The sequence below is a fragment of the Streptomyces sp. NPDC033229 genome (assembly GCF_055576875.1).
This window is the reverse complement of record NZ_JBVIQR010000042.1, coordinates 43,616-54,720: the sequence shown is the minus strand read 5'-3', so window position 1 is coordinate 54,720 and position 11,105 is coordinate 43,616. Positions and strand designations below refer to the sequence as shown.

The 11,105-nt window shown below is 70.1% G+C and carries 11 protein-coding genes and 1 rRNA gene; 9 read left to right on the top strand and 3 right to left on the bottom strand.

What is annotated here, in order from left to right; all coding sequences use genetic code 11:
• From rrf to ACZ53N_RS29385, 9 genes are all read left to right on the top strand, one after another.
• Positions 1 to 88 (top strand): 5S ribosomal RNA (rrf, locus tag ACZ53N_RS29425); the annotation flags it as partial.
• A 68-nt stretch (positions 89 to 156) separates the two neighbouring features.
• Entirely contained in the window at positions 157 to 801 is a 645-nt protein-coding gene (locus ACZ53N_RS29420; RefSeq protein WP_469143834.1) for an HAD family hydrolase, read from the top strand.
• Positions 802 to 950: 149 nt separating this feature from the next.
• Positions 951 to 2,204: an MFS transporter gene (locus tag ACZ53N_RS29415; protein ID WP_469143833.1), complete on the top strand. Its 1,254-nt coding sequence runs from the start codon at positions 951 to 953 to the stop codon at positions 2,202 to 2,204.
• On the top strand, positions 2,155 to 3,327 hold the full coding sequence (locus ACZ53N_RS29410; RefSeq protein WP_469143832.1) for an acetoin utilization protein AcuC: 1,173 nt from the start codon (positions 2,155 to 2,157) through the stop codon (positions 3,325 to 3,327). Before ACZ53N_RS29415 ends, ACZ53N_RS29410 begins: the two co-directional genes overlap by 50 nt.
• 148 nt (positions 3,328 to 3,475) lie before the next feature.
• Positions 3,476 to 4,291, top strand: coding sequence for a phosphatase (locus ACZ53N_RS29405; protein ID WP_469143831.1), 816 nt, complete (start codon positions 3,476 to 3,478; stop codon positions 4,289 to 4,291).
• A 128-nt stretch (positions 4,292 to 4,419) separates the two neighbouring features.
• Positions 4,420 to 4,629, top strand: a complete 210-nt coding sequence (locus ACZ53N_RS29400; protein WP_067299677.1) for a helix-turn-helix domain-containing protein — start codon at positions 4,420 to 4,422, stop codon at positions 4,627 to 4,629.
• A gap of 110 nt (positions 4,630 to 4,739) precedes the next feature.
• Positions 4,740 to 4,838: a 30S ribosomal protein bS22 gene (locus ACZ53N_RS29395; protein ID WP_003948845.1), complete on the top strand. Its 99-nt coding sequence runs from the start codon at positions 4,740 to 4,742 to the stop codon at positions 4,836 to 4,838.
• A 229-nt stretch (positions 4,839 to 5,067) separates the two neighbouring features.
• A complete protein-coding gene (locus ACZ53N_RS29390) occupies positions 5,068 to 6,114 on the top strand; it encodes an NAD-dependent epimerase/dehydratase family protein (protein WP_469143830.1) in 1,047 nt (348 codons plus the stop codon).
• Between the two features lie 14 nt (positions 6,115 to 6,128).
• On the top strand, positions 6,129 to 7,151 hold the full coding sequence (locus ACZ53N_RS29385; protein ID WP_469143829.1) for a lysophospholipid acyltransferase family protein: 1,023 nt from the start codon (positions 6,129 to 6,131) through the stop codon (positions 7,149 to 7,151).
• Positions 7,152 to 7,317: 166 nt separating this feature from the next.
• On the opposite strand, the gene ACZ53N_RS29380 is transcribed toward ACZ53N_RS29385, so the two are convergent.
• From ACZ53N_RS29380 to ACZ53N_RS29370, 3 genes are all read right to left on the bottom strand, one after another.
• Complete coding sequence (locus tag ACZ53N_RS29380) at positions 7,318 to 8,538, bottom strand: DUF5667 domain-containing protein (RefSeq protein ID WP_469143828.1); 1,221 nt, start codon at positions 8,536 to 8,538, stop codon at positions 7,318 to 7,320.
• Positions 8,539 to 8,741: 203 nt separating this feature from the next.
• A complete protein-coding gene (locus ACZ53N_RS29375; RefSeq protein ID WP_362213011.1) occupies positions 8,742 to 9,524 on the bottom strand; it encodes an ECF subfamily RNA polymerase sigma factor, BldN family in 783 nt (260 codons plus the stop codon).
• Positions 9,525 to 10,022: 498 nt separating this feature from the next.
• Entirely contained in the window at positions 10,023 to 10,994 is a 972-nt protein-coding gene (locus ACZ53N_RS29370; protein WP_469143827.1) for an HAD family hydrolase, read from the bottom strand.
• Positions 10,995 to 11,105: the final 111 nt, after the last annotated feature.

Sequence of the window (11,105 nt, the reverse complement as noted above, 5' to 3'; positions counted from 1 at the left end):
CGGTTACATTCCGAACCCGGAAGCTAAGCCTTTCAGCGCCGATGGTACTGCATGGGGGACCGTGTGGGAGAGTAGGACGCCGCCGAACAATTTTTCAGCCTCAGGCCCCGAGTTTTCACTCGGGGCCTGAGGCATTTTTGCGTTTAGGGTGACGTCATGCGCTATGACCTCGTCATCTTCGACAACGACGGAGTACTCGTCGACAGCGAGCCGATCGCCAACACGGTCCTCGCCGCCTACCTCTCCGAGCTGGGTCACCCCACCAGCTATGAGGAGTCCCTTAGGGACTACATGGGCGGCGCCGTCCACCGTGTGCACGACCTCGTGCTCGAGCGGACCGGGCAGAAGCTTCCCGCGGACTTCGACGAGACACTGCATTCCCGCACCTTCGCCGCGTTCGAGCGGGAGCTCCAACCGATGAAGGGTGTCACCGAGGTACTGGAATGGCTGGTCGCCGAGGGCGTCGCGTACTGCGTTGCCTCCTCCGGCGTCCACGAGAAGATCCGTGTCGGACATCGGCGGACGGGCCTGGACGAGTGGTTCGAGGACGAGTGGATCTTCAGCGCGGAGGACGTCGGTCAGGGGAAGCCGGCGCCCGACCTGTTCCTGCACGCCGCCCGCTCGATGGGCGTCGAGCCTGAGCGCTGCGTCGTCATCGAGGACACCCCCCTCGGCACCCAGGCCGCGAATGCCGCGGGCATGGACGTCTACGGGTTCACGTCGATGACGCCGGCCGACCGGCTGCCCGGCGCCAAGGGGTACTTCGGAGAGCTGACGGAACTGCCGCGCCTGCTCGCCTGACGAGCGGGAGGCCGTCCCGGGAGGCCGTCCGGGGCGCGGGACTCCGGCCGGGCGGGCGACTCGCCGCATGAACGATTCACCCATGTGGACGGGTGCGTTCGTGTGATCGCTCTGTGCCCTGGTCACCGGAGGTCCTACGCTCCCGGGCCATGACGGATGCGCGCTTGCGGTATGGCCGAATTTCCCTCGCGATCAGCTTTTTCGTCCAAGGTGTGGCTTTCGCGCTCCTTGTGACCCGAATACCGGCGGTCCAGGACCGGCACGGAATATCCGACGGGCTGTTACCCGCCTTCCTCGCAGCTGTTCCGATACTCGCCGGATGCGGCAGTATCGGTACCGAGCGCCTGGTGAAGAGGGTGCGGCCCGGTGCCGTACTGCGCTGGGCGCAGCCCGTCGTGTGCCTTGCCCTGCTCGCGGTGGGCGTCGGTGACGGCTTGGGGCAGGTGGCGGTCCTGCTCGCCGTCTTCGGCCTGGCGGTCGGGGTGCTGGACGCGTCGATGAACATGCTCGGCGTGAGCCTGCAGCGTGCGTACGGGCGCAGCATCATGCTCGGCTTCCACGCCGCGTACAGCCTGGGCGGGATCGTGGGGGCGTCGCTCGCGTGGGCGGGAGCCCACTGGGGGCTGTCGCTGATCGTCCTGTACGGGCCGCTCATGGCCCTCCTCGCCCCCGCGGCGCTGCTGGCGAGCCGTTGGTACGCGGACGCGGACCATACGGACCAGCGGAATCCGCGAGCCCAGGGCGAGGTCGAGGTCTCCGACCCTCCTCCCACCCCGGGCATGAGGTTCCTGCTTCCCCTGTGCCTGGTGATGGCCTTCGTCTATATAGGGGACTCGACGGTGGCGAACTGGAGTGCCAAGTACCTCCAGGACGTCCTGGGGAGTTCCGAGCAGCTGTCCACTGTGCCCTACAACATGTATATGGCAATGACCTTGCTCGGTCGTGCCGTCGGAGATGCCGGGGTGCGGCGCTTCGGGCCGGTCGGGGTCGTACGGGCCGGGGCGGTGATCGCGGCCGGGGGCTTCGGAGTGGTGGCCGTGGCGCCGGGGGCGTGGGTGGGGATAGCGGGGTTCACGGTGCTGGGGCTCGGGCTGTGTGTGATCGTGCCGCAGACCTTCGCCGCGGGCGGCCGGCACGCCTTCGAGCGTCTCGGCCCGGAGGGGTCGGACGCCGCCGTCGCGCGGCTGAATATCTTCAACTATGTGGGTTTTCTGGTGGGTTCGCCGCTTGTGGGGGCACTCGGGGAGGTGTGGAGCCACCGTGGGGCCATGCTCGTACCGCTGCTGCTCGTGCTCGTGACCGTGCCGTATGCCCGCGCCTTCGGCCCCGCGCACCGCCCTATACCGTGTCGCCATGAGCGGCCGCGCACAACTGATGTGGGACGAGGCAGTAACGGGCTATGACTTCGGCCCCGGGCATCCGATGGATCCGGTGCGGCTCGCGCTGACCATGCGGTTGGTGGAGGCGTTCGGGCTGGACCGCGCGGTCCGTCTGGCGGCGGCCAAGCCCGCGGGGGAGTCGACGCTGCGACTGGTGCACCGGCCGGACTATGTGGCGGCGGTGCGGCGGGCGTCGGCCGATCCGGGGTCGGCCGACGGCTCGTACGGGCTGGGTACCGAGGACGATCCGGCGTTCGCGGGGATGCACGAGGCGTCGGCGTTGATCGCCGGGCAGTCCGTGGGCGCGGCCGAGGCGGTGTGGCGCGGGGACGCGCTGCACGCGGTGAACTTCACCGGTGGGCTGCACCACGCCATGCCGGGGTCGGCCGCGGGTTTCTGCGTGTACAACGACGCCTCTCTGGCGGTGGCGCGGCTGCTGGAGCTGGGGGCCGAGCGGGTGGCGTACGTGGATGTGGACGTGCACCACGGAGACGGGGTCCAGGCGGCGTTCTGGGAGGACCCCCGGGTGCTCACGATCTCTCTGCACGAGCACCCCCGGACGCTGTTCCCGGGGACCGGGTGGCCGACGGAGAGCGGCGGGCCGGGGGCCGAGGGCGGCGCGGTGAACCTCGCGCTTCCGGCGGGGACGGGCGACGGGGGGTGGCTGCGGGCCTTCCACGCCGTGGTGCCGGAGCTGCTGGCGGAGTTCCGGCCGCAGGTGCTGGTGACGCAGCACGGCGCGGACACCCACTTCGACGATCCGCTCGCGCATCTCGCGGTGTCGCTGGACGCGCAGCGGCTGGTGATGGAGGCGTGTCACGAGCTGGCGCACGAGTACGCGGACGGGCGGTGGGTCGCGCTGGGCGGCGGTGGATACGCGGTGGTGGACGTGGTGCCGCGGTCGTGGACCCATCTCGTCGCGATCGCCGCGGGGCAGCCGGTGGACCCCGAGGCGGCGGTGCCGCAGGAGTGGCGGGACGAGGTGTACGCCCGTACCCGGCAGCTGGCGCCGCAGCGGATGACGGACGGGCTGCGACCGGAGTGGCGGGACTTCGGGGCGTCCGGGTACGACCCCGCGGACCGGCTCGACCAGGCGATTCTGGCGACACGTCGCACGGTGTTCCCGGCGCACGGCCTGCTGCCGTAGCTCGCCCCTCCGACGGTGGTGCCCATGGCGTCGGAGCCGGGCTTCCCGGTCGGGTGAGAACGCCCCGCGCCCGCCCTCGTTAGCCCACGCGTGGGATGCCGGGGGTGAATCGCGGTGGGGTGCGGGGCGGTCCGCCAGCATCGGGAGCGTGTTGAGCCCCCACGCCCTGCGCGCGCATCTGCTCGTCGCCCGACTGGCCGGCACGGTGGCCACGACCCGCGAGCGGAGTCTGAGCCGGTACCGGATGTTCGCGGCCCGTGATCCACGGGCGTTGATCGGGTTGGAGCCCGAATACGACTGGTGCTTCGATGAGTTGTTACAGCTGATGGGTCAAAAGTGCGGAGTTTCGGCCGATCCCACGCGCACTTCGGGGCAGGATGTGATTGACCCTGATCGCACGATCGCGGCACTCGATGCCTTCGCCGATCGCCTCGCGACGGTGGCCGCGACAGGCGCTCCGGTGCTGATCGGCACCGGTCACCCCCACCGGCTCCTCGGTTTCTACGCCGCGTTGGCCGCCGGTCTCTCGGCGGCCGGATGCGGTGTCCTCACCCCCGCGCAGGGTCGAAGTGTCGACATAACGACCCGGTTCGGCGTACGCACATACAACCTTGACTACGTCAGGGGAGTCGCGCTGATGCGTGAACCCGGCGCGCGAGCGCCCCGGAGTGAGCCGGGCGTGCATACCCATTCTCCCCTGCCGGTTCGGGTCGCTCTGGGGGCTGCGGCGGACTCCGGCGGGCCCCTTCCGGCCCTGGTCATCGGGGACCACGGATGGGTCTGCGCGGCAGGTCAGCTGGGTTTTGAGGCCATCGGCCTGGCCGACTCGGACGACCCCGCGCCCTTCGTCGGAGAGGCCGAGGGACGGGTGTCCGTGGTCGTTCCGCTTGATGACGCTGTGCGGTCTGATTACTACCGACCGCTTACTCGCTATGTACTCAATCGAGCGTGTCTGTCACAGTAGGCGGCCGATGGCTGCTCCTCTTCCCCACTCGCATCACACGCCCCTAATCTGGGGAGTGAGCGCGCAGCGACGAGGAGTCACCGGAGGGGAAGCCGGTGCGCGTCATGTGCGGAAGGTTCAGGTGTGTCATGGCTGCTGGCGAAAGGCCTCTCAACGAGGTCGTGTTCCTGACCGTGGCGGAAGTCGCCGCGGTGATGCGAGTGTCCAAGATGACCGTGTACCGCTTGGTACACAGTGGTCATCTGCCGGCGATCCGGGTGGGTAGGTCGTTCCGGGTCCCAGAGCAGGCGGTGCACGAGTACCTCCGTGAGTCCTATGTGGGGGTGGAAACCGCCTAACGATGACCTCGGATTACGCTGTTCGCCCGGTGCCGGGTAGGCTGGCCCGATGTAGGTCGTGTGGGCTCGGACGCCCCGCACCGAGTGAATCGATGTAAGCGAGGGTAGTCGTGGGCTCTGTTATCAAGAAGCGGCGCAAGCGGATGGCCAAGAAGAAGCACCGCAAGCTGCTCAAGCGCACGCGCGTTCAGCGTCGCAACAAGAAGTAAGCAGCGTCGCTGTGATCGTCCCGCAGCCCTTCCACCGGTCCACGGTGGGGGGGCTGCGGTGCTTTCCGGGCCCGACTGCGCCCCGCTTACGTTGCGGTAAGTAAAGCAATCGCTACGGCTTGAAATATCGCCCGGGCGATCGGGTGGTCATCACAGCGCAACAACGAGCCGCTACGGTTGCCGCCAAGCACCGCTCGTCGCTTCAGGGTGGGAAGGGAAGGCGCTGATCTTGGGCAAGGTCGTGCTCGTCACCGGGGTCGCACGGCAACTGGGCGGACGGTTCGTCCGCAGAATCCAGCGCGAGCCCGACGTCGACCGGGTCATCGGGGTGGACGCGGTGCCACCCGAGCACCACCTCGGCGGGGCCGAATTCCTACGGGCGGACATCCGCCATCCCGCGATCGCCCGGGTCCTCGCGGAACACGCCGTCGACACGGTCGTCCACATGGACGTCAACGGCACCCCGCTCGGCAAGAGCGGCAGCCGGGCCACGGTCAAGGAGACCAACGTCATCGGCACCATGCAGCTGCTCGGTGCCTGCCAGAAGACCCCGTCCGTCAGACGGCTGGTCGTGAAGTCCAGTACGAACGTCTACGGTTCCGCGCCCCGCGACCCGGCGATCTTCACCGAGAGCACGACGCCCAAATCGCTGCCCAGCGGCGGCTTCGCGAAGGACGCCGTCGAGGTCGAGGGCTATGTGCGCGGCTTCGCCCGCCGCAGGCCGGACGTGGCCGTGTGCGTGCTGCGGTTCGCCAACATCCTCGGGCCCTGTGCCGACTCGCCGCTCGCCGAGTACTTCTCGCTGCCCGTCCTGCCCACCGTCCTCGGCTTCGACCCCAGGCTCCAGTTCGTGCACGAGGACGACGCGATCGAGGTGCTGCGGATCGCCGCCGGAGAGCCGCGCCGCGGCACGCTCAACAGCGGCACGTTCAATGTCGCGGGCGACGGCGTGCTGCTGCTCTCACAGGCCTCCAGGCGTCTCGGGCGCCCCACGCTCCCCTTCTTCCTGCCGACCGTCACCTGGGTCGGCTCAGCGCTGCGCTCGGTCGGCGTCCTGGACTTCTCACCCGAGCAGATCCGGCTGCTCACCCACGGGCGGGTCGTCCAGACCACCCAGATGCGCGAGACACTGGGCTTCCACCCCCGCTACACCACCGCTGAGGCCTTCGCGGACTTCGCGCGCAGCCGCGGCACGGGGCTGCTGCCGCCCGAGACCCTCGCCCGTACCGTCGACCGGATCGCCGCGGTCCTGCCTGCCGGCCGCGGCCAGAACTGAGGAGCGCAGCCACCATGGCGGATGCGAAGGTCATCCCGTTCGGCGAGGAGCCACGGTCGAAGCGGAAGGGCAAGCGGGTGGGCCGCGCCCGCACGAACCAGCCTCCGGTGCCGCTGGCGCCCGTGCCGCCGCAGCGTGACGAACCCTCCGGGACGGCCGAGCGGGCGGAGCCGGCCGGGGGCCCGCGCGAGCCGGACGGCGGCTGGGACCGGAAGCTGGCCAACGGGCTGAGCTTCCTGCGCCGCCGCGTCACGGGCGAGTACGAGGTCGACGACTTCGGGTACGACCAGGAGCTGACCGACCAGATCCTGATGTCGGCGCTGCGCCCGTTCTACGAGAAGTACTTCCGGGTCGAGGTGAAGGGCATCGAGAACATCCCGGAGAAGGGGGCGGCGCTGATCGTCTCCAACCACTCCGGGACGGTCGCCGTCGACGGTCTGATGCTCCAGATGGCGATCCACGACCAGCACCCGGCCAACCGCAATGTGCGGATGCTCGCGGCGGACCTCGTCTTCATGCTGCCGGTCGTCAACGAGCTGGCCCGTAAGTTCGGGCACACCCTCGCGTGTGTCGAGGACGCGCAGAAGCTGCTGGAGCGCGGTGAGCTGGTGGGCGTGATGCCGGAGGGCTTCAAGGGGGTGGGGAAGCCGTTCTCGGAGCGGTACAAGCTGCAGCGCTTCGGGCGGGGCGGTTTCGTCTCCACCGCGCTGCGGGCCGGGGCGCCGATCGTGCCGTGCTCGATCGTCGGGGCGGAGGAGATCTACCCGATGGTCGGCAACGCGAAGACGCTGGCGCGGCTGCTCGGCATTCCGTACTTCCCGCTGACGCCGACGTTCCCCTGGCTCGGGCCGCTCGGCCTGGTGCCGCTGCCGACGAAGTGGACGATCCAGTTCGGCGAGCCGATCCCGACGGACGGCTATTCGCCGGAGGCGGCGGACGACCCGATGGTGATGTTCAACCTGACGGACCAGGTGCGCGAAACGATTCAGCACACGCTGTACAAGCTGCTGGTGCAGCGGCGGTCGGTGTTCTTCTAGCGTTCGTCCTGCGGGCGGCGAGTTCTCCCCGGGGTCGGCGGCCGGTGGCCAACCGCGGTGGTCAGTCTCGCCCCTGCCGGAGGCAAAGCGTGGCGGTCGGTGTTCTTCTGAGGCGGTGTCCGCGCCTCTGTCCGAGTGAAGAACACCGACCGCCTGTGTCCGCCGCCTAGCTCGCGTCCTCGCCGTGGATGCCGAGGCCCGGGAGGATGTCCGGGAGGAGGGGCGGGATGGTGATGTCCGGCTGCTTGGACGGCTTGCCGTCCTTGCCGTGCTGGGGCTGCTTGGCCGATCCCGAGCTGTCGGAGCTGGGCTGGGGCTGGAGCAGGCCCGTGCCGCCGAGGAGGCCCTGGCGGTCGTCGTGGCCGCCGGGGGACGCAGAGCGGGGCTTGCCGCCCGTGCGCTTGCCGTCGGAGGTGGACGACGCCTGCGGCGGCTGCGCGGAGTGGCCCGCGCCTCCCGGGGTGCCGTGCCGGGGCGTGTGCGGGGCACCTGGCGCGTCGTGCTTGTCCCCCGGGGTGGTGGGCAGCAGTGAGCGCAGCGGGCCGACCTCGTCGTCTATGGCGGCGAAGACCGAGCTGACCTGGTCGCCCACGTCGTGCAACTGGAGGGGCAGCTTGTCGCGCAGCTGGCTCCAGCCCTCGCGGTGCGAGGAGGCGAAGGAGGACAGTCGCTGGATGGCGCCGAGCGAGCCGTCCCGCTCGTAGGCCTTGTGGAGCAGGCGGTGGCCCTCCGAGGCGTCGTGGGTCATGCCGGAGAGGGTCTTGCGGATCTCGCCCAGGGACTCGTGGTCGAGGTGGCCCCTCCGCCCGCGCTCCATGAGGCGGTTGGCCTCGAACAGCCGGGTCGAGGCCCGGTCGAGGAACAGGCTGCCGCGGTCGGCCTCGTCGTCGGTCAGACCGAGCCGGAGATCCTCGATGCCGCGCTTGAGCCCGTAGAGCGAATCGCCGGGCAGGGCGTTGGAACTCGCCGCGGCCACGCCGCCGAACGCGCCCGCCGCCACGCCCACCGTGAGCCCGCCGGCGGCGAGCCCCTTGGACCAGCGGGAGCGTGGCTTGAGCCGGCTCAGCGGGCCGGCCCGGTGGGTGCCCTTGCCCGCGGTCCGGCCGCCCGCCGCGCCCGTGCGGGGCTCGGGGACCGTGGCCGCTTCACCGGCGAAGTGGGACTCCATGGCAGCGATCAGCTGCGCCCGCTGCACGGTCCTGACCTCGGGATCCAACTCGGGTGCGGGCAGCTCTCCGAGCCCGCTCGCCAAGGCCAGCAACTTCCCCTGCTCGGTGTGGTCCACCGATGGGCCGGGCTGTGCGGCCGCCGCGCCCTGGAGTTCCTGGTCCTCCAGGGCCTGGGCGAAGGCGTTCGCCCGCCGGTGCGCCGAAACGTTCGCGATCACAGGCGGCACCTCCTCTCGTCATGACGGTCGACTCCCCTGAAACCTGGAGGGTTGCACGCCTTGAGCGCATCCACTCGATCGAGTGAGTCGCTACGGGCATGGCGTGACGGCAGGGAGTCTGCATCCCGCACAACGAGCGGTTCCACAGTGGGGTTACGCGATCGGGGCGATGTGACCGCTGGTGAGTGAACGGGTGCACAGGGTCAGCGCGCGTCGTCCGGGAGGAGCCGGGCCAACGTGCGCACGGCCCGGTACTGGAGAGTCTTGATGGCGCCCTCGTTCTTCCCCATCACGCGGGCGGTCTCGGCGACGGACAGCCCCTGGAGGAAGCGCAGGGTGACGCACTCCTGCTGCTGTGGGTTGAGCTTGCGCACCGCCTCCAGGAGGGCGGCGTTGGAGAGGGACTCCAGGACGGAGTCCTCGGGGCTGCGCTCGACCTCATTGGCGTCGAGCATCTCGCCGGTGGTCACCTCGAGCCGGAACCGCGACGACTTGAAGTGGTCGGCGACCAGATTGCGCGCGATGGTCACCAGCCAGGCCCCGAAGTCGCGGCCCTGCCAGGTGAACGTGCCGATGCGGCGCAGGGCGCGCAGGAACGTCTCACTGGTGAGGTCCTCGGCCGTGGCCCGGCCGCCCACGCGGTAGTAGATGTAGCGGTAGACGGTGTCGGCGTACTGGTCGTAGAGGCGGCCGAAGGCTTCGGCCTCGCCGGCCTGGGCGCGCTCGACCAGGTCGAGCATGCGGGCGCTGTCGCTGTCGGCACTCGGGCGGCGGGTCGTAGTGGACGTACCGGCGCCGGCGCCGCGGCGGGCGCGTCTGCCGACCGCCGCACTGCCCTCGGCGAGGGCGTAGCAGGGGCCGGCGGGGACGGGTGTGGCGAAGGCGGGGACGGCGTACGCGGTGGGGACGAAGCCGCGCAGACGGTCGAGGACCGTTGCGCGCAGCGTAGCCAGGCCCGAGGCGTCAACCCCGACGTGTGGGTACACGGGACTCCCAGAGGCAGAGCTTCCATCACGTGCAGTGCGGGACCGTTCACTCGTCGTAGGGACAAGGGGGTACCGGTTTGCGTCTGAGGAGAATAACGCTTCGTACAGGCAGCGCTACACCGAGTTGCTCAAATCATCGTTTCCGTTCGATCTCTTACCGATTGACGCTCGATCAAATATCGAACTGTGAACGGAAGTTGACGTTATGGGGCGCATGTGTGGCCGATTGGGCAGCGTGTTGTGGCAATCCGGACACGGAAGGACTGTCGGGGGCCGTGTGGGGGTATGACAACAGGATTGCCTGTGGGTCACCTTCGGTTACGCCCTGTTGCCGCCCGTTCGGCACAGGTGGCCGAATACGGGCGGCAACGGCGGCGGGGGTGACGCCCGCACGGGGGAAGGCGGTGCGGGGAGCGGTCCCCGATCGGTCGGAGGCCGACCCCCGATCGGTCAGGGGCCGGTCCGTGTGATCCCGCGACCGGCTCGCGGCCGGGCGCGTCAGTGGCGGCGGCGGTGCAGGGCGACGGCCGCGGCCGCGCCGCCCGCCAGGGCGCCCGCGGCGGCCGCGGCCGGGATGCCGACCTTGGCCGCCTTGCGGCCCGTCCGGTAGTCGCGCAGCCGCCAGCCGCGCTCCCGCGCGTGCTTGCGCAGCCGGCTGTCCGGGTTCACGGCGTAGGGGTAGCCGACGATCGAGAGCATCGGGATGTCGTTGGCGGAGTCGCTGTACGCCGCGCAGCGGGAGAGGTCCAGGCCCTCGGCCGCGGCGAGCGCCCGTACCGCCTCGGCCTTGGCGGGGCCGTGCAGCGGCTCGCCGACGAGCTTGCCCGTGTAGACGCCGCCGACGGACTCGGCGACCGTGCCGAGCGCGCCGGTCAGGCCCAGCCTGCGGGCGATGATGGTCGCGGTCTCGACGGGCGCGGCGGTCACCAGCCACACCTTCTGGCCCGCGTCGAGATGGGCCTGGGCCAGCGCCCGGGTGCCCGGCCAGATGCGCTCGGCCATGTACTCGTCGTAGATCTCCTCGCCGATGGACATCAGCTCCGAGACCCGGTGGCCCTTGACGATGGACAGGGCGCTGTCACGCGCGTCCTGCATGTGCTCGGGGTCCTCGACGCCCGCCAGCCGGAACCACGCCTGCTGCCAGGCGAAGCGGGCCAGCTCGCGCTTCTGGAAGAAGTGCCGTTTATAGAGGCCGCGGCCGAAGTGGAAGAGGGCGGCGCCCTGCATGACGGTGTTGTCGAGATCGAAGAAGGCAGCGGCCCGTACATCGCCGGCGACGGGGAATTCGGGCTCGGCGGGCTTCTCCGGGGCGGGTGGCCGCCGCTCGGCCTGCGCGGCGGTCCCGTCCGCGTTCTCCTGCGCGTTCTCCTGCGCGGACTTGCGGGCTGCCTCCGCCGCGGCCTCGCCGGCCAGCACGCTGCGTGCGGTGGCGGAGCGCCTGCGCGGAGTGATCCATCCCAGTGCGGCCATGTCGGGAGCATAGCCAGTTTGTTCGGGGTAACCGGAGCCGGAACGATTCAGTGACGTGAACTTCACGGGACGTGTTCGTTACTCTCCGCGCGGGGAATGGCCGCGAGGCCC

Bases quoted from the DNA above. Each gene is read 5' to 3' on its own strand.
- ACZ53N_RS29420 (WP_469143834.1), top strand. From the start codon at position 157: ATGCGCTATGACCTCGTCATCTTCGACAACGACGGAGTACTCGTCGAC.
- ACZ53N_RS29415 (WP_469143833.1), top strand. From the start codon at position 951: ATGACGGATGCGCGCTTGCGGTATGGCCGAATTTCCCTCGCGATCAGC.
- ACZ53N_RS29410 (WP_469143832.1), top strand. From the start codon at position 2,155: ATGAGCGGCCGCGCACAACTGATGTGGGACGAGGCAGTAACGGGCTAT.
- ACZ53N_RS29400 (WP_067299677.1), top strand. From the start codon at position 4,420: ATGGCTGCTGGCGAAAGGCCTCTCAACGAGGTCGTGTTCCTGACCGTG.
- ACZ53N_RS29385 (WP_469143829.1), top strand. From the start codon at position 6,129: ATGGCGGATGCGAAGGTCATCCCGTTCGGCGAGGAGCCACGGTCGAAG.
- ACZ53N_RS29370 (WP_469143827.1), bottom strand. From the start codon at position 10,994: ATGGCCGCACTGGGATGGATCACTCCGCGCAGGCGCTCCGCCACCGCA.